This is a genomic window from Bifidobacterium sp. ESL0704 (assembly GCF_029392075.1).
Taxonomy (GTDB): domain Bacteria; phylum Actinomycetota; class Actinomycetes; order Actinomycetales; family Bifidobacteriaceae; genus Bifidobacterium.
Window position 1 is genome coordinate 139,550 of record NZ_CP113929.1, and the last position, 18,876, is coordinate 158,425.

Annotated in this window: 12 protein-coding genes; 7 read left to right on the top strand and 5 right to left on the bottom strand. The window is 56.6% G+C overall.

Translation table 11 applies throughout. From position 1 onward, the window contains the following. Nucleotides 1-600: 600 nt before the first annotated feature. The gene (locus OZX64_RS00445; protein ID WP_277156658.1) at nt 601-2,679 is read right to left on the bottom strand and encodes a Na+/H+ antiporter; all 2,079 of its coding nucleotides are present in this window, start codon (nt 2,677-2,679) and stop codon (nt 601-603) included. A 401-nt stretch (nt 2,680-3,080) separates the two neighbouring features. On the opposite strand from OZX64_RS00445, the gene OZX64_RS00450 reads away from it, so the two are divergent. After that, entirely contained in the window at nt 3,081-3,605 is a 525-nt protein-coding gene (locus OZX64_RS00450; RefSeq protein WP_277175043.1) for a nucleoside deaminase, read from the top strand. Between the two features lie 300 nt (nt 3,606-3,905). On the opposite strand, the gene OZX64_RS00455 is transcribed toward OZX64_RS00450, so the two are convergent. Next, the gene (locus OZX64_RS00455; protein ID WP_348519426.1) at nt 3,906-4,673 is read right to left on the bottom strand and encodes a sulfite exporter TauE/SafE family protein; all 768 of its coding nucleotides are present in this window, start codon (nt 4,671-4,673) and stop codon (nt 3,906-3,908) included. A gap of 440 nt (nt 4,674-5,113) precedes the next feature. Between OZX64_RS00455 and OZX64_RS00460 the strand changes: the two genes are divergently transcribed. Then, nucleotides 5,114-7,474, top strand: coding sequence for an alpha-galactosidase (locus tag OZX64_RS00460; RefSeq protein WP_277172999.1), 2,361 nt, complete (start codon nt 5,114-5,116; stop codon nt 7,472-7,474). Nucleotides 7,475-7,613: 139 nt separating this feature from the next. Here the strand turns inward: OZX64_RS00460 and OZX64_RS00465 are convergent, their stop codons facing one another. Further along, nucleotides 7,614-8,882, bottom strand: a complete 1,269-nt coding sequence (locus tag OZX64_RS00465; RefSeq protein WP_277175044.1) for an ROK family transcriptional regulator — start codon at nt 8,880-8,882, stop codon at nt 7,614-7,616. A gap of 334 nt (nt 8,883-9,216) precedes the next feature. On the opposite strand from OZX64_RS00465, the gene OZX64_RS00470 reads away from it, so the two are divergent. The 5 genes from OZX64_RS00470 (at nt 9,217) to ilvA (ending at nt 17,389) form a co-directional block, all read left to right on the top strand. Then, the gene (locus tag OZX64_RS00470; RefSeq protein ID WP_277173001.1) at nt 9,217-10,560 is read left to right on the top strand and encodes an extracellular solute-binding protein; all 1,344 of its coding nucleotides are present in this window, start codon (nt 9,217-9,219) and stop codon (nt 10,558-10,560) included. Between the two features lie 30 nt (nt 10,561-10,590). Beyond that, complete coding sequence (locus OZX64_RS00475) at nt 10,591-11,544, top strand: sugar ABC transporter permease (RefSeq protein ID WP_277173003.1); 954 nt, start codon at nt 10,591-10,593, stop codon at nt 11,542-11,544. Between the two features lie 14 nt (nt 11,545-11,558). Continuing rightward, nucleotides 11,559-12,464, top strand: coding sequence for a carbohydrate ABC transporter permease (locus OZX64_RS00480; protein WP_277173005.1), 906 nt, complete (start codon nt 11,559-11,561; stop codon nt 12,462-12,464). A gap of 630 nt (nt 12,465-13,094) precedes the next feature. Next, nucleotides 13,095-15,827 (top strand): bifunctional alpha,alpha-trehalose-phosphate synthase (UDP-forming)/trehalose-phosphatase, encoded by a 2,733-nt coding sequence (locus tag OZX64_RS00485; protein WP_277173006.1) that lies wholly within the window; start codon nt 13,095-13,097, stop codon nt 15,825-15,827. A gap of 296 nt (nt 15,828-16,123) precedes the next feature. Further along, entirely contained in the window at nt 16,124-17,389 is a 1,266-nt protein-coding gene (ilvA, locus tag OZX64_RS00490) for a threonine ammonia-lyase (RefSeq protein WP_277173008.1), read from the top strand. Between the two features lie 144 nt (nt 17,390-17,533). Here the strand turns inward: ilvA and OZX64_RS00495 are convergent, their stop codons facing one another. Further along, on the bottom strand, nt 17,534-17,953 hold the full coding sequence (locus OZX64_RS00495; protein WP_277173010.1) for a pyridoxamine 5'-phosphate oxidase family protein: 420 nt from the start codon (nt 17,951-17,953) through the stop codon (nt 17,534-17,536). 14 nt (nt 17,954-17,967) lie between these two features. Then, nucleotides 17,968-18,726 carry a Sir2 family NAD-dependent protein deacetylase gene (locus OZX64_RS00500; protein ID WP_277173012.1) on the bottom strand — a complete coding sequence of 253 codons (759 nt, stop codon included), beginning with the start codon at nt 18,724-18,726 and terminating at the stop codon, nt 17,968-17,970. Nucleotides 18,727-18,876: the final 150 nt, after the last annotated feature.

Genomic DNA, 18,876 nt, shown 5'->3' on the forward strand with positions numbered 1-18,876 from the left:
CGAGGAAGTTGTATGCAGTTTTCCAGCACTAATGTTAATGGCATGCGTGCTAGTGCTGGGAGACGGGCTCTTGTGGCTGCGTATGTGCAGTTTCCCAGCATTAAGCGTGTTGGCCAAACCGTTAAGCGGAGAATCCGGTGGACTCTCTGTAGGCTTGGTGAGTGCGATGCCTCGAGTGCAAAAGAGCGATGGGAGCCCAAGTAAAGTATGTTTTTCCAACGCCACCAGCCCCATGGGCTCCGTGTAGGCGAGCTGAGCGCGATGCATCGAGCACGAATGATGCAGGTCGAAATGAGTGCCATTGTACAGTTGAGTGCCGGTTACGGTTTCGCCTCAGTATCAGCTGGCTGAGGCGTTAAGCTTGAAGCCTTGTGGGCTCCGCGTAGACGGAGCTGAGCGCGCTCGAAGCGCGCGAAGGATGCAAGTTGAATGGGGCCTCTTGCGCAGTTAGATAACTTCTTACAGTTCTGCTTCCGCATCAACCTGGCGAGCCGTTAAGTAGAAAGTCCAGTGGACTTTCTGTAGGTGAACTGAGCGCGATGTATCGAGCGCGAATGATGCAAGTTGAAATGAGTGCGGTTGTAGAACCGGATATCCTATTTACAGTTCCGCCTCAGCATCAACTTGCATCACATACACGTTCCTTCTCAGACGCTTCGCTTGGTTGCGTGAAATTTCTCCGGAATCAAGCATGTCCTGAATGACGCTGAGCTCGATGGAATAGCTTTCGTGCTTGACCTCGTCGATTTGTGGAGCGTTCTTGGCTGCGGCCACAATGTCCTTGCGGCTGCGTAGTTCGGCACGTGCGCGCTGGTAGTCGCGCAGCAACAGCGTGCAGTATTCCGATTTGTAGGTATCGCCGTGCATTTCCTTGTAGAGCCGGTTAATGACGTGGTCGATGGCATCGATTTGGGTGGCTCGCAGATAATAGTAAATTTCATGCTCGTTGAGCATCGGCGCTGAACGGCGGAACTTGTTGTTGGCTCGCCTTGCCAGCGTGGTGATCTGACGCCGTAGCGCATGCGCTCGCCCGCGAATCTGCGAGACTGCACGATGATGGGTCTTCTTGTCGGCCGTGTGCCGCAGCGTGTTCATGATCTGGTCCATCATGCGCTCGCACGCCTCGATCTGCAGCTTCTGATTGTGCTCATTCATTTGCGTGTCGGCCTGGGTGTTGGCGAGTCGGTCGCGTACGTAATCTTTCTCCCAGTGCAACGCATCGATCTGCAGAGTCTCGAATTCCTCGATGTCGAAGCCGCCGATGCGTTGGCGTAGGCGGGTGATGCGGCTGTTGTAGGAATCGATGACGGGCAGGATTACGCGGCGATTGTCATCGGTGACGCGGTTCGAAAGTTCCTGCACGGTGCGGGTCAATTCCTCGATGGTGATTTCGATGAGCTTTTCTGATTCGTCGGCATCGTCTTTGGCCGGTGCGAGCAGCGGCAGCATGAAATTGGCCAGCAGCAGCGTCAGCACGATCACACCGGAAGCAATGAAAATAAGCTCGTTGCGCATCGGGAACGCGTCGCCGGAGATGACGCTATACGGGATGGTGAACATCAAGGCAAGGGTGATGGTGCCCTTCGGCCCGCCGAATGTCATCACCGCCGCGTCGCGTAGGGAACGCGGTTTCAGAGGTACGCGTTTGCCGGTTTCGGGGTCGCGGGTCGGGGCGGCGATGAGCCAGACCCACAGGAATCGAATCGCGATGGCAACGACGGTGACGAGCAGGATGATGCTGATCAGCGCGGTATTGCTGACATTATGGCTCAGCCAACTGGCCCGCATGGCGCTCGGCAGCTGCATGCCGAGCAGAATAAATACAGTGCCGTTCAAAACGAACGAGAGTACGGCCCACACGCTGTTCGAAACGATATTGGTGCGCGCGACGTTCGGCCCTCCGATGCCGTTGCGGTCGAAATGAACGGTCAAGCCGAAAGCAACCACCGCAAGAATGCCGGAGATATGAAGTTCCTCGGCTCCTAGAAATACCAGGAATGGCAGGAAGAGCTCCATGAGAATGCGCGTGGTCATTGTCTCCCAGCCCAGCTGTCGCGCCAAGGCGAAAATCCAGTTGGCGAGGAAGCCCGCGACGATGCCGACGATAATCCCGCCGAAGAACGAGAGCAGGAAATCCTTGGTAGCGTTGGCCATCGAGAAGGAACCGGTGACCGCTGCCAGAATCGAGAACTGGAAGCCGATGACGCCGGAAGCGTCGTTAAAGAGCGATTCACCGGTCAGTATTCCGGCCTGTTGCTTGGTCAGTGTCGCTTCGCTGGAAAGCGAGGACACTGCCACGGCGTCGGTCGGCCCGAGCGCCGCGCCCAGCGCAAACGCCGCCGCCAATGGAATCACCGGCCATACGGCGTGCAGCATGAAGCCGACGACAGCCATGGTTCCCAGCGCCAGCCCGATGGCCATGGGCAGCGAGAATCTCAACGTTTTGAAGAGCATCCGTTTGTCGATTTCGTGCGCTTCGACGTAAAGCAGGGGAGCGATGAACAGCACCATGAACAGTTCGGGGTCAAGCTTGACGTGCGGGAAAACCGGCAGGAAGGCGAGGGCGATGCCGAGCGCGATTTGGACAAGCGGGGTCGATATTCGCGGAATAAAACGGCTGACGAACGACGAGAGCACAACGGCCCCCAGAATGCAGAGGATCAGCTCGAAAATTGCCACGGATTATCGATTCCTTTCTTGGTTTGGCTTCATTGCGGTTCGGCGGTTTAACGGTTCGGACATATGCGGACACTTCTTATATTCACTATAACGAATGGATGTTTCGGCATTATGCCTCAAGCTTTGCCGATTTGAGGAATCGTAAAGGTTCCGGGTCGGGCCCTCGATGATTTTCTTGGTAATACGGCCTATTTTGTTTGATAAACACCGTTTACAAGAATTTGTGGGCGCTGAAAGTAATGCATTATTCTGTACAATCTTTTCACGTTTTTATCTTGATCGCCGGTTGGATTGAATCAGACTATCGGACGCTGTTACCTCGAACCCGGCCGTTTCCCGTATTTGGTTGTTGATTGCTTTTACACTTAAGGATTATGGACACTGCGAGTTTGCGCTGCGCGATGGATGCCGCGCTTGACTTGGCGCGTGAAGCGGCAGATGTCGGCGAGGTGCCGGTGGGTGCCGTTGTGCTTGATGGCGACGGCGTGGTTATCGGCCGTGGCCGCAACCGGCGTGAAGCCGATGGTGACCCACTTGCTCATGCCGAGGTGATGGCGCTGCGCGAGGCGGCGGACTCACGGAAAAGTCGGATGAACGAGGGCGCGGGTCATGCTCGCAGCAATGACGACGATAGCCGCGATGACCAGACTATGAACAAGTTTGCCAGGCAAAATGCTTGGAATCTGGCCGATTGTACGTTGGTGGTCACGCTTGAGCCATGCCCGATGTGCGCAGGAGCCGCTCTGCAGACACATGTTGGGCGGATTGTGTTCGGCGCGTGGGACGCCAAGCTGGGTGCATGCGGCTCGGTCTGGGATATTCCGCGTGATCCCCATGTCGGTGCTCGCCCCGAGGTGGTCGGCGGGGTGCGCGAGGCTGAGTGTGCGCAAGTGCTCGCCGATTTTTTCGTCTGTCGTCGTAAATGATTCAATTATCGAACCCGTTGACAGCCGTTCCGGCAAATAAATCATAGAAATCGTTCATCATCGTGTGAAATTGCCTCATTATAAGAGATGTTGGTGCCACCAAGTTGCTCTTTTTTGAGGGAATTGCCTTCATAATGTGCGTTTTTGGGGGTCTTGGTGCACCAAGACCCCCAAAAAACGACGAAATTCACACTTATTCTTTCAAAACGGCCTGCTTGGTGGCACCAACATACTGAAATGTTGGAAATGTTGTTTACAAGAGGATGGCATACGCGGGGTAGTGGCTGTACGAGCAGTGAGTTATTTGCGTGACGGCAACGGCGCGATGCCGGGCGTGATCTTCAGGGCGGTCCAAGCGGAGCGCAACATAATGACGAAAAGATAGGCCGCAAGCAGATATGAGCCAACTTTTGCCGAGACAAACGCGGCAACCCAAGCTCCCAGCGGCGTGGCACAAGCCGCTGCAATGCCAATGATCAAGCCGTTCTTGAGATGCACCAATCCGCGCTTCCAATTGGCGATGGTGCCGGTGATGGCGCTGGGGAACATGGCCAGCAGCGAGGTGCCACGGGCGATGAGGTCGCTTGCTCCGAACAGCAGTGAAAGCGCCGGCACGGTGACGGCCCCGCCGCCGATGCCCAGCAGCGCTGAAAGTACGCCGATGAAAATGCCAAGCAGCACAAGCAGAATGCCCTTGATCGCGGTCAGATGGATACTGGAGTTGCGCGAAGGCGTCAGCACCAGTTGGCTGACTAAGACAAACGCCAGAAATACCACGAAGAACCAGCGCAGGAACACTTCGGAAAGCCGTGAAAGCAGCCAGCTGCCGATTTGTGAGCCGATAATCGTGCCGACGACCATCAACAGTGCCGCAATCCAATCGACGTGCCCGCTCATCGCGTAGGAAACCACGCCGGAAATCGAAAGCGGGATGATTGCGGCCAGCGAAGTCGCCGCTGCGTGGCGCTGGGTCATGCCGAGCCACACCAATACCGGCACGATGATCGATCCGCCGCCGATGCCGAAAAGTCCGGAGAAGAAGCCGGCGATCAGGCCGACGACAATCATTACGACGATTTGCTGCGCTGGTCCGAGCGTAACGGGCGTCTCTTCCTTGATTTCCGTTTCCGTTTTGGTTTCGTTCGCCTCGTGTTTCTGCTCGTCCATTGCGTTCCTCATTTTCTTGTTCGTCTCGATGCCGCTGCGTGCGTTGCCGCGGTCGATGGCCGTACACCATACACCATATTGTATGGAGGCCGGCAAAGTTTCCGCCTTGATTCGCGGTGAAAAGTCATGATGTGGTCAAATCGAGGAGAATGAATCGATATTTTCCTTCTGAAAGCCGACCGGCCCGTCATCAAAGGCCGGCGATATAGTTGCCTGTTTCGCAGACACGCGCATCTTTGGGAAAGGAAATCGTACTGTTTTATCATCAAAAGCAATATGGTGACCGGCTGATTCAATCTGGACTGTTCATGAACGCAGCCGCTTTACGGCAAAGGACCACGATGGCGCGTATGCAATTGTTCACAGGCATTTCGGCGGATGGCACGAAGGTTCGTGTCGCGTATGGCGAAGACAGCCCCGCCAGCGTCGCGCTCGCATTGCTGTTTGCTGGCGACGAACTGCCGCGTCTGGTGTACTGGGGCAGACCTTTGCCATATCCGGAAACGTTGATCGATTCGTATGCCGCGTTACGCCCGCAACGTGTCTCCGGCGCGTTGGATGAAACCTCGTGGCCGACCGTTTTGCCGACGCAAGCCGAAGCGTGGAGTGGTGCGCCGCGTTTTGTGGTGCGTCGCGGTGGCGTGGAGCTTTTCTGCAAGTTTGCCGTTGAAGATATCGCGATTGAGAACGGCCCAGAGGCTTCGCGGGTAACGCTAAAAGCCGCGGATCGGGAGCAGGGAGTCGGCCTCACCTGGACTTGCGAATTGGTGACGGGCGGTTTGATCCGCCAGCGTGCCATTGTCGAGAACGTGTCTGCCGAGGCCGCTGCCGGGTTCTCTGGTATTGCTCGATCTGGTGATGCTCGATCTGACGATACCCGATCCGGTATTGCTCGATCCGGTGATGCCCGATTCAGCAACGCTCGATCCGGTGATGCCCGTCCCAGCGAGAACCAGTATGCTCTGTCATCGTCCCCGCTCGAGATCGACAAGGTGGAGCTCGGCTTTGCGCTTCCCGCTCAAGCCTGCGAAATTCTTACGACCACCGGCCACCACCTTCGCGAGCGCTCCCCGCAGCGCCAACCGTTCAATATCGGCCGCTTGGAACGTCTCTCCTTGGTCGGCCGCCCAGATTTCGACGCCTCGCTGCTGCTGGTGGCAGGTGTGCCGGGCTTCGGTTTCGAGCGCGGGGAGAGCTACGCGGTCCACGTCGGTTGGAGCGGCAACAGCGCGCTGAGCGCCGAACGCCTGCCCTATACGCAGGGAGTCATCGGCGGCGGCGAGCGGCTTTTCGGTGGCGAAATAACCTTGGAAACCGGTCAGGAATATAGCACTCCGTGGGTGTACGGTTCATACGGCGACGGCCTCAACGAGGTGGCTTCGCGCTTTCACGCTTACGTTCGCAGTCTCCATCCCAATCTCCGCCAAAAGTCGCGTCCGGTCATTCTCAACACTTGGGAAGCCGTTTATTTCGATCAGAATTACGAGACGTTGCGGGCGCTCGCGGACAAGGCGGCGGCCATCGGTGTCGAACGGTTCGTGGTCGATGACGGCTGGTTTGGCTCGCGTCGAGACGACACTTCCGGGCTTGGCGACTGGCAGGTTTCCAAGGATATCTGGCCTGATGGCCCTCGCAGTCTGAAGGCTCTTTCCGATTACGTACACGGCAAAGGCATGGAATTCGGCCTGTGGTTCGAGCCGGAGATGGCCAACCCTGATTCCAACGTGGTGCGCAATCATCCGGACTGGCTGCTGCGCCCGACTCCCGGCCGTCTGCCGATGCAGGGGCGTAGCCAGCAGACGCTCGACCTCAGTAATCCTGAGACTTTCGCCTACATTTTCGAAGCAATCGATAAAGTCGTGGCCGACCTCAAACTCGATTACATCAAATGGGATCACAACAAATACGTTACCGAAGCGGTTTCCCCGTATTCCGGCCGTCCTGCCGTGCATGCCCAGACGCTTGCGGTCTATAGGATGTTCCGTGACCTGAAAGCCAACCATCCCGGCCTTGAAATCGAGAGTTGCGCGTCCGGGGGCGGCCGCATCGGCCTCGGCATTCTCGCTCTGGCCGACCGTGTCTGGGTTTCCGATTGCGTCGATCCGTTGGAGCGGGCCGATATCCAGCGCTATACCTCGCTGCTCGTTCCGCCGGAGATGATGGGGGAGCACGTCGGTGCGAGCCCGGCCCATTCCACCGGCCGCGTCACCAGCCAGGAGCTGCGCCAGGCGATGGCGTTCTTCGGGCATATGGGCGTGGAATGGAACCTCTTGAAAGAACCGGAAGAAGATGTCGAAAAACTCGGCCGCTGGATTGCCGAGTTCAAGCGGTACCGAGATGATTTCGCCACCGGTTTCGCGGTTCATGGCGACGCTCCGGATTCCTCGGTTCGTCTTGACGGAGTGGTTTCCGCCGACCGGAGCCGCGCGGTTTACCGCTTTACCCAGGTCACCACATCTCAGGTCTATCCGGCCGCTCCGGTGCGTTTGCCGGGCTTGGATTCAAGCGCCGTTTATCATATTCGCCCGCTTCCCATCGATATGGATCTGGATATTGACGGCCAATCCAACGGTCAAACCCCGCTTGGTTGGTGGAACGAACAAGGGATTACCTTGCCTGCAACGTCATTGGAGGCATACGGCATCCGTCCGCCGAGCCTCAATCCCGCGCAGGCCGTGCTGTTCCTTGCCGAGTGTGTGTAAGGTCTGTCGCAAAGAAATCGGGTTTGCCGAGAATTTCTTGGGATAAGCGGAAGTATCGGCAACGGCAGGTGCGTTTTTGCAGTTTTTATTTCCGGACCAAAACCAATTCGTAATGGCCGCACTACATAACACCCGGCCGTCAGCCGATGAACCGCTCGATGACGCGGCTTGCGGCGGCCAAGGCCCAATTGTTCCAAGAGAAGTTAAGGATTTCGAAATCGACCGATGACGCCTGGCTCGGCCGGTACCAGTCGATGCCGCTGCGTATCGATTCCGTGTTCAGTTGTGCGAGCGCCGAGGTTTCGCCGTCGATAAGGATTTTCTCGGGCATTGTCAGGTTGGCGACCGTCGAGATCAGCGCTCCCAGCCGGAAGCACAGGTTGTTGATTAGCAGTCTTACCTGTGGTTTGCCGACCTGTGCGTCGGCGATGATGTCGTGAATATCGGCCGGCCGTCCGATGGTTGTGGAATATTCCTGCGAAAGGGAGTCGCTGGTCAGGCATTGCGAGCACCCGACGTGCCCGGCGTAGCAGCGCGGTCCGTTCGGATCGACCAGAATGTGGCCGACCAGTCCGTAGCTTTTGTCGGGGTAATCGACCGGTCGCCCGTTCTCGCACAACGCGTAGCCGACCCCGCTGCCGATGGTGAGCATGGCGAAGCGCGGCAGGCCGACCCCACGCCCGAACCAGCTTTCGTGGTTCAACAGCGAGTCCATATCGTTGAAAATCGCGGTGGGAATGCCGCAGCGTTGTTCGATCATTCCCGCGAAATCGATGGCGCCGTCCCAGTGCAGGAACGGGGCGTGGGTGATGATGCGGTCGTGGTCGATATGCCCGCCGATGCTCACGGCGATGGCCACGGGTTTTTCCGCCTTCGCATCGTGGTGATTGTTTTGAATTGTTGCGGCTGTTTTGTGTTCGTTGTCAGCGGGAGTCGACCGGGTTGCGCTTAATGCTGCGGTGAGCTGCTTGACCATAGTCGCTACACAGGAAGCCACGGTCTCGGGGTCGGTGGAAGCTAGAGGCTGCGAAATTGGTGGGCATACCGGCCGGCACGTCATATCGGCCAAAGCGGCTGTCGCCTCCATGTCGTGGATATTGATTCCGATGACCGTGTGCTCGCTGGCCTTGAGCCGCAACCTGGTTTGGGGCCGCCCGCGCTTGCTGCCATTTTCTTTCGCATGGAAATCAAAAGGAAGTTTGCCTGGTCTGGAGTCGCTTTCTGGTGCTTCCTCGATGACGTTTTCATATTCCAGGTCACTGGTGATTCGTGACAGTGCCCCTTGCGAGAGCCCGAGAATCTGGGCCAGCGTGGTTCTGGAGATTGGCCCGTATTTTGTGATTGCCCGCGCTACACGATGGGTATAATCCGAGCCTTTGAACCATTGTGGCAGAGGCATTGCCGGCATGCGTGACGAATTACTTGCCTGTGCTGTGTTGTCGGCTGCGGTGGAACCTCGAACGCCGGTAAAGTTGGTCGATAGCCTGCTTTTCTTATCGCTGTTCATGATGTCCTGGGCTCCTTGAGTTGGCGGATGAAACAATTTCGTCAGCTTTCCCTTTATTGATTACCTTGGGTATCGATAATAATTTCTTTCCTAAAAATCAAGAATACCTCGAATTTGTTTCTATAAAGAAAGAAATTAACGGAGTTGGAATGAAATTTTCGCTGTTCTATAGTCTTTGGAACAACAAAACATTGTGGCGAAGGCGTCGCGATGACAAGCCAAAGGAGTCCGTGAGATGAAAGATATCGTCCATACACGTGGCAGTGCTACTAAAGGTAGTGGCGGCCACGCGAATCGAACCTCGCCGCATGCCTTGGCCTGCGTTGCCAAGGTTTTGCGCAAGGGTCTTGTGCTGCTTTGCGCGCTCACAGTAGGTTTGTCACTGGCTGGTTGCGGAGCTTCCAATAGCCAGCAGGTAACTCTCGATTTCTTCCAATACAAATCCGAGGCTGCCGACCAGTTCAAGAAGATGGCACAGCAGTTCGAGCGCGAAAACCCCGATATCCGCATTAAAATCAACAATTCCGCGAGCGCACAGACCGACCTGCGCACCCGCTTCGTCAAAAACCGCGTCCCCGATGTCATCACCTTCAACGGCGATATCAACTTCGGTTCCTTCGCGGCGACTGGCGTCTTCCACGATTTCACCGGTGATCCGCTCGTCAAAAGACTGAACCCCGGCATGGTCAAGATCGCCAGGAATCTCGTGCAAACGACCGATCCCGCCAAGAAACGCCTTTACGGTCTGCCATTCGCTGGTAACGCTTCGGGGTACATCTATAACAAGGCGATTTGGCGCAAGGCCGGCGTCGACCCAAACAATCCGCCGAAAACATGGACGGCCTTCACCCAGATGCTCGACACGTTCAAAGCGCAGGGCATCGATCCGTTGCAGGCCACGCTTGCCGAATCTTGGACCACGCAGGCGCCGCTCGCCTCTTTTGCTGGCACGCTTGTTCCCGAAAGCAAGTACGTCGACTTGAAGGAAGGCAAGACCGATTTCAAGAAGCTCTGGACACTTGCCGGCCAGCGTGAGATCGACCTTTACCGGTATGCGCAAAGCGACAAGGGCGTCACCTATCAGCAGGGCACGCAGAATTTCGCCAAAGGCACCGCTGCGATTATCCCGCTTGGCACCTATGCGATTCCGCAGATCACGATGATCAATCCCAAGGCCGACCTCGGCTTCGCCCAGCTTCCCGCCACCGACAACGCCAAGGCGCAGGTGCTTACAGCCGGTGATGACGTGATGCTCACGATGGGCGCGAACACCAAGCACCCGCAGGAAGCCATGCGCTTCATCCGCTTTTTGATGCAAAAGAAACAGCTCGACGCCTACGCCGACGCACAATCCGCCATCACACCACTCAAAGACACGCATTTCGGCAACAAGGCGCTCGCCACGGTGCGTCCGTTCTTCAAGTCCAACCGCGTCGCCGATTTCTGCGACCACTACATACCGGCATCCATCAACATCGGCGGTTACCTGCAGGGCATGGTCAACAGCGGCGACGTCGGGCAGTTCACCGATTCCATGCAATCCGAGTGGGACAAGGTCCAGGCTCGGACGTTCGACTGAGACAAGATCCAAGAGAATAGGGAAATAATCATGACTTCTGCAACACCTAGCGCAGCGTCAAGTGCCGCGCCCTCGCTCAGCAAATCGACGACTGTGCCAAAACGCAAGAAATCTGCCTTCTCCGATCGCAAGGTCGACCACGCCTTCTACTGGATGGCGGTTCCCGCGGCCATCGTTTTCGCTGTGTTCCTCTACTGGCCGTTCCTGCGTGGCATCGGCTATTCGTTCACGAATTCCAAGGGCTTCGGCGACTATAAATGGATCGGTTTCAAGAACTATGGCGCACTGTTCCGCGATAGCCGCGTCGGCCATGCCTATCTGTTCACCTTCCTGATCGCTGTGTTGATCACGATGCTGATCAATGCCATCGCGCTGTTTCTCTCGGTGGCCTTGAACGGCCGCATCGCCTTCAAAAACGGTTTCCGCGCGATTTATTTCGTGCCCTATACCCTTGGTGTGCTGGTTATTGGCTATGTTTTCAAGTACATTTTCATGACGCCTCTTCCGTCGCTCGGCAAGACGCTTGGCATTAGCTGGCTTTCGCAATCGCTGCTGACCAGCGAGCAATATGCGTGGGTGCCGATCGTCTTCCTGTCGGTCTGGCAGGGCGTCGCTTATTCCGTGCTCATTTATCTCGCCGGTCTGCAGACTATTGATGAGGAAATCTACGAGGCGGCAGCCATCGACGGCGTCAATGCGTGGCAGAAATTCTGGAAGATCACCTTCCCGTTGATCGGCCCGTTCTTTACCATCAACCTGGTGCTGTCGCTCAAGAACGCGTTCAACACCTTCGACCAGGTCGTCGCCTTGACCGACGGCGGTCCCGATTCCAAGACCGAAACGGTCACCTACCTCATCTGGAAGGGCGGCCTCACTGGCGGCGAATACGCTTACCAGACCGCGAACGCCGTGTTGTTCTTCGTCGTTCTAGCCGTCATCGCATTCATCCAGCTCAGGATTTCCAACAGTCAGGAAAAGGTCTGAGGAAAGGTCCAATCATGTCTGCAACTACAATTCCCGCAACTTCTGTTTCGCCGGCTTCCGTTTCTTCAGTCCCGTCCGGCTCAGGAGAGAAACCCAAGAAATACCGCCGAGACCACAACATCAATTGGTGGCTTACCGCGCTTATCGCGGTACTTTCACTGACGGTGCTTGTTCCGTTGTATTTCACCGTTGTCACCGCATTGAAGACGCCGGCCGAAGCTGGTACGTTCGCTTTGCCGACGAGCTGGCAATGGCATAATTTCGCCGACGCCTCGGCCAAGGTGAACTACCCCAAGGCCGCGCTCAATTCGGCGATCATCACCGTCGCGTCCGTGCTGTTGACGCTGCTGACCAATACCTTCGTGGCCTACGCCATCGCCCGCAATATGGATAAGCGCTTCTTCCGCTTCCTGTATTACTTCTTTATCGCCGCGATGTTCGTGCCGTTCCCCGTCATCATGCTCCCGCTGGCCAAGCAGATGGGTTCGTGGCACCTCGACAACCAGCTCGGTCTAATCATCCTGTACACCGTGCTCGGCCTGGGCACGAACCTGTTCATTGCCACCGGCTTCATCCGTTCGATTCCGGTCTCGCTTGAGGAGGCCGCGCGTATCGACGGGGCAAGTACCTGGACCATTTTCTGGAGGATCATCTTCCCGTTGATGGGCCCGATCAACGCCACCATCGGCATTCTCACGGCGCTGTGGGCTTGGAATGACTTCCTGATGCCGTTGATTGTCTTGACCGACCAATCGAATCAGACCATTCCGTTGGCTCAGTATGTCTTCAGCTCGCAGTTCGCCACAAACTATCCGATGGCGTTCGCCAGCTATCTGATGGCCATGGCCCCAATCCTCATCGTCTACATCTTCGCCCAAAAGTGGGTTGTAGGAGGGGTGATGCGTGGGGCCTTAAAGTAAAAAATCGAAGATTTTTAGAAGAACCCTGTGGGTTCTTCGGCTTTAAGGCCCTTGGCGGGACCGCCAAGAAAGAATTGAGTCCGCCCGTAAGGGCGGTCAAAAATGGCAGGCGCGGTTAAGTAAATCCTTCGGATTTAGAAAAGCCCTGTGGGCTTTTCGACTTCACTGCCCTCGCCGGAACCGGCGAGAAGGTATTGAGCCCGTCCGAAGGGCGGTCAAAAATTGCAGGACCGGTTAAATAAAAAATCGGAGATTTTTTAGGGGAGCCCTGTGGGCTCCCCGACTTTACTGCGCTGGCCGGAATCGGCCAGAAGGGATTGAGTCAATCCGAAGGGCGGTCAATAATGGCACGAACCCGTCAAGTAAAAAATCGAAGATTTTTAGAAGAACCCTGCGGACTCCTATCTCCAACAGCCCTCGCCCAGATCAACCCTCCTTCAAACCCGTTTCATCGGGCGCCGATTCAGAAATGCCCAATGAAACGGTTTCCGGGGTTATGCCTTCATTCAAAGGGCTCTCACTATTGAGTTTTGTGAGGTAAGATACATATATAGGTATGTGCCTTTGTGAGGGCAGACCTGAGTCCGCCTCTCGCATGCAGCAGTATCCACGGCGAAGTGAGGAGTAATTATGGCTCGTTTAATTATTGTTTCCAATAGACTTCCGGTGTCTCTGCATGCCAAACCCGATGGTACTTACGCACTGAAGCAAAGCATCGGTGGTCTGGCCACGGCAATTGGCCCGTACCATAAGTCCCATAACGATTGTCTGTGGGTCGGCTGGAGCAGCATCGATCCCGAAACGCGCACGAAGGTCGAAATCGACAAGATTCGTGACGAATTCGCGCGTCGCCGCTGCGTTCCGATTTTCCTGACCCAGCGGGAGATCGACGGATATTACGCCGGATATTCCAACGATACGCTGTGGCCCCTGTTCCACGACTTCGCGCATGAGGCCAAGTTCGATTCGTCCACTTGGAAGATTTATCAAGAGGTCAACCAGAAGTTCGCCGATACCGTCGCTCAGCTCGTCAACCCTGACGATACCGTGTGGATTCAGGATTATCATCTTTTGCTGCTCCCGGCCATGCTACGTGCTAATTTCCCCAAGCTCAAAATCGGTTGGTTCCTTCATATTCCGTTCCCGAGCCCCGAGATTTTTCGCCAGCTTCCCAACGGCAAGGATTTGCTCGAAGGCCTGATGGGTGCGGATCTGCTGGGCTTCCACACCGAAGATTTCTGTGTGAATTTCCTGGCTTCTGTCCGTGCACTTATAGGCATCGAGGTCGACAAGGATGGCCGCATTCCTGTCGGGAACGGCGCGTCGCAACGTTTCGTCACGGTCGACGCCTTCCCCATAGGCATCGATTACGGCCTTTACCGCCGCAACGCCCATTCCAGCCTCGCACAGGCCATGCGCCACGGCATCGAGGCCGTCAGCGGCAAGCGCACAAGGCGAGTCAGCACCTCGTTGACCGCAGAATCCCAGGCCGCAGCGGAGGCGAGCGATCAGGAAGAAAACTGGTGGAGCGCCCATACAGGTGACGAACTTCCCGAGGTCGAGCTTGCACAGTCGGCCGCGGCCAAACGTGGCACCGAAGACAACAAGGTGGTCGTCTCTGTCGACCGCCTCGATTACACGAAGGGCTTGCCGGAGCGTCTGCGTGCATTTGATTTGATGCTGAGCCGCTATCCCGAGTGGGTCGGCCACGTTACGTATTACCTTTTGGCGACGCCTACGCGCGAGGACGTGGAGACATATCGCAAGTTGAAAGATCAGGTCGATCAGCTCGTCGGTGAGATTAACGGCAAGTATTCGCTTCTTTCCTGGGAGCCGATCCATTACATCACCCGTTCCCTGCCCATCAAGCCGGTTTGCGGTATCTATACGGCAGGCGACGTGGCGCTGGTCACCCCGCTTCGAGACGGCATGAATCTGGTCGCCAAGGAATATCTGGCCGCTCGCGATGGCCGTGACGGTGCGCTGGTGCTTTCCGACGAATGCGGTGCCGCCCGTGAGTTGACGGACGCGTTCATCGTCAACCCTTATGACACCGAAGCGGTGTGCGAAGCGCTGCATTCGGCCTTGGAGATCAGTTCTAGTGAGGCCAAGCGCCGCAATGCCGCCATGCAGGCCCGTCTGAAGTATCGCACCGCAGGATTGTGGAGTGCGGAATTCCTGAGCACATTGCGTCAGGTCAGTGATCCGCGTATGGCCGATCGTCGCCTGCAAAGTGCCCAACGCGACCATCTGGTTCGCGAGTGGGGTCAATCGAAGCACAAGCTTGTGCTGTGCGATTACGACGGCACCTTGACGCAAATCGTGCGTACGCCGGGCCGTGCCAAGCCGACGCATCGTTTGCTTGATTTGCTGCGCGAGGTTGGCTCCATCCCTGATGTCGATCTTTATCTGGTCTCCGGCCGTACCCGCGAGACGATGAACGAGTGGTTCGGTTGCCTGCCGATCGGTCTGATTGCCGAGCACGGGGCTTGGCACACCAAGCCGATTGCCGGGGAAACCGCCAAAAACGCGGACGGCAGGACGATTACTCCCAAGCGTTACTGGCGGCGTGCCGACGGTCTTCCAGACCCCGACGAGTGGCGTCCGATTATCGAGACCATTATGAACAAATCCGTCTCCCGCGTTCCGCAGTCGTTCATCGAATACAAGTCCACGGATCTGGCGTGGCACTATCGCATGAGCGACCAGAAGCTGGCTCTGGAGCAGCGCGAACGTCTGGTTGACGAGCTGAACAAGGTCTGCCCGCAGTATGGCTTGACGGTCATGCGCAATGCTAAGGTCATCGAGGTCTGCCCGGCTAACGTCAGCAAGGGCGAGGCGGTAAAACCCCTGTTGGGAAGCGGTCGGTACGATTTCGTGCTCGCGTTGGGTGATGACACCACCGACGAAACCATGTTTACTGCGGTATCCGGCTGTGCGCCCGCCAAAGATCAGGACGATGTGCTCGGGGCGTTCGAAGCCGACAACGCTGGTGCTGCTAAGGTCGGTGTCGCGCAGTCATCTGCCACTGTCGGTACGACGATGTCTGAAAGTGACGCCGCGAAACCCGCCAAAAAGCCCGCAGAGCCCGAAGTCGCGTGGACCATCAAGGTCGGTGCCGGAGAGACCAACGCCCATTCGCGCATCGCCACCCCGACCGATACCGCGCGATTGCTGGGCTACCTGGTGGCTGAATCCGAGGCCGTCGCCGCCGGTACAGCACTTGACGATAAGCCGCAAACCAAGCCTAGGAACAAGAACAAAAAAGCCTCGAAGGCGAAAACTCCGACGAAAATGAAAGCTTCTACGAAGGTTAAGGCCGCGGCAAAAGCCAAGTCCGCTTCCAAGGCGACGTCGAAATAATCGAAGGCATTGATACAGTTATTGCCGCGGTGGCTAGTGGTAAGTAGTAAGTATCGGTATCTTTTCTGCGTTGAAGCTGTAGGAAAGATTACAGTGCGACTTTGCTGGGTTCATTGGACTTGAGACGCTGGTGGATGCGTTGACGGGTGAAATCTGTGACAATAACTCCATCATTGGTGGGTTGACCGTCAAGTTCGTCAATAAAGCCAGCGTCCTCAAGCGTGCATTTTCGAACGCGTATTCGTATTTTGGAATATCATGCCGGCCGTCATGCCGTGCCGCCGTACAATTCCGGTATGAAACAGGAAGACGTTGTCAAGGCACTGCAGCATGATCATGCGGCCGAGTTGAAGAAGGCTGCCGAGAGACTCAAAGGCACCGCTCGTCACACGCGTATTATGCCTTCACCGGCTCTTTCCGAGGCGACCGGTCATGAGATTCTTTTAAAGCCGGAGAATCTTCAGGTTACCGGTTCCTTCAAGATTCGTGGAGCATACAACAAGATTGCCTCTTTGTCGGAAGAGGAATTGGCCAAGGGCATCGTCACCGCGTCTGCGGGCAATCACGCACAGGGTGTTGCTTATGCGGCACGCGAGCGCCACGCGAAGGCGACCATTGTGATGCCCGAAAGCACCCCGCCCTTGAAGGTCGACGCCACGAAGTCCTACGGCGCCAACGTCGTGTTGCACGGCAACCTTTTCGACGATGCCGCCGAATACGCCTCCGAGCTTTCGCGGCGTGACGGATTGGTCTACGTCCATCCCTTCGACGATTACGAGGTGCTGTGCGGGCAGGGCACCATCGGCCTTGAGATTCTTGAGGACGTACCGAATGTCACCGATGTCGTGGTTCCGCTGGGTGGAGGCGGCTTGGGTGCCGGCGTGGCGCTCGCCATCAAGACGTTCAAGCCGGAGGTTCGCGTCATCGGCGCGACCCCAGAAGGTTCGCCTGCTTTCAAGAACTCGTTTGCTGCCGGCACGGTCGTTCCGGCCGACAAGGTGGTCACGTCCGCCGAAGGCGTTGCCGTCGGCCATCCCGGCGATCTTACGTTCGCGATTTTGAACGAATACCTTGATGACCTGATTACTGTATCCGAGCGTGACATCAACGAGATGATTCTGTTGATGATGGAAAAGCACAAGCTGGTGGTAGAGGCCGCCGGTGCGGTATCGCTGGCCGCGCTCGAGCATCTGAGCCTGCGCTCGCGGGTTTTTGCGCAGGCCAAGGGCAAGCACGTCATCGTGCCGATCATTTCCGGCGGCAACATCGACACGGTCACCATCGGAGCTGTCATACAAAAGGGTATGATCGCCCGCGGCCGCATCATGAACTTCGAGGTCGAACTGCCCGATACCCCGGGCCAGTTGGTCAAGGTCGCGCAGGTGCTTGCCGATGCCCGCGCCAACGTCATCGAGCTCAACCACGACCAGTTCAAGGCCTCCGGGCACTATACGGACTCGGTATCGCTCGGCGTCACCGTCGAGACGAACGGCCCCGATCATATCGCCCAGGTCCTCAAAGCCCTCAAGGCCGCCGGTTTCGACCCGAAGCGCATCTACTGATACTCATGCTTTGCCAATAAAGGTGTGGGTACCTTCCGCGGATTTCATTCCGGCGAAGGTACCCACACCTTTATTTAAGGCTCGCAACTTGTTTTGGAGAAGCGACCGGTAAAGATGCGCGCGGAACGGCAGGTCGCCTCATCCTCATCGAATCGTCAAGGTATCGATATGCTCGAGGTCTTGGGTCACGGTCGCCGTCTCGAAGCCGATTTCGTAAAGCAGCATATCGTCGCCCCCGTATTGCAAGGTCTCGGCATAGCCCGGAATCTTGGCGTCGAACCGATCGGCGATGTCTTTAATGGCCCTGTTGCTCGGACGTGCGACGCCTTGCGCTTTGACATGTGCGTTGCCGGTGTGAGGAACGGTCGTGAACGCGACGTGGCCGTTCGCCCGAATTTCCGCTACTTTGTTGTTGTCCTTGAAGGTTGTGAAATACAGAAGATTGTCGTCCGGATCGAAATAGAAATTGACGATTCTCACGTCAGGCATGTTGTCTACAGAAGTGGCGAGCGCGATTTCCGTCTGTTCCGCCATGATATGCAAAAAGGTCTCTTGAGTTTCCATGACAATACGTCCTTTTATTCTTTGTTCTCGGCGATGGTCCGGTCCACCAGTTCCGGCAGCGCCTTGGCGATGTCGTCGTGGATGAGCGTGGTGGCGATGTTGTCATATTGCGTGCGTCCCATATTCATAATGGTCATCGGCACCCCGGCCTGTACGGCGGTCGGCGCCAGCGATGCGGCAGGGAAGACCTCGAGCGTCGAGCCGATCACCCAGAACTCATCGGCCTTGGCCACCCGCGCCATCGATTTTCCCATCGCCCCGTCCGGCAGCATCTCACCGAAGTAGACCACGTCGGTTTTGATCAGCCCGTTGCAGGGCATGTTGCCGCTATACGGCAGCTTGCGGTGGCAATGTGGGTCCGGCTCGTTATCGAGATTGTCCATAATATCGGCGGTTTTATATTCGGCATGGCATTTCATGCAGTGCGAGGTGCCGATGGTGCCGTGTAGGTTGACGATCAGATCGCTGGAATTACCGGCCTTCTCATGCAAAGCATCGAAGTTTTGCGTGGCCAGCAGCGTCAGCAGTCCTGCTTTCTCCAGCTTCACCAGTGCTTTGTGCGCTTCGCCGGGCTGCGCGTTCCACACCGGCGACGCCTTCTGCCAAGCCCAGGAATATTCGCGTGCCTTCTTGTCGCTTATGAACGCGTCGATGTCATAGACGCTCATTTGATCCGGGTGTTTGGTCCACACCCCGTCCGGTCCGCGAAAGTCAGGGATTCCTGCCGAAGTTGAAATGCCGGCACCAGTCAATACCGCAATTTTTTTAGCCATATAGAGTATTGTAGCCGGGCTTCATAGAGCTTGATTGTGTGCCCACGTATATAAAAGGGTCTTTTTGCCGTGGAAGTCACGCCGGGTTTGGTTGGTTGCGATCGACGATTGATGTGCAACAACATGGACTGAGGGGATAAGTGTGGAGAG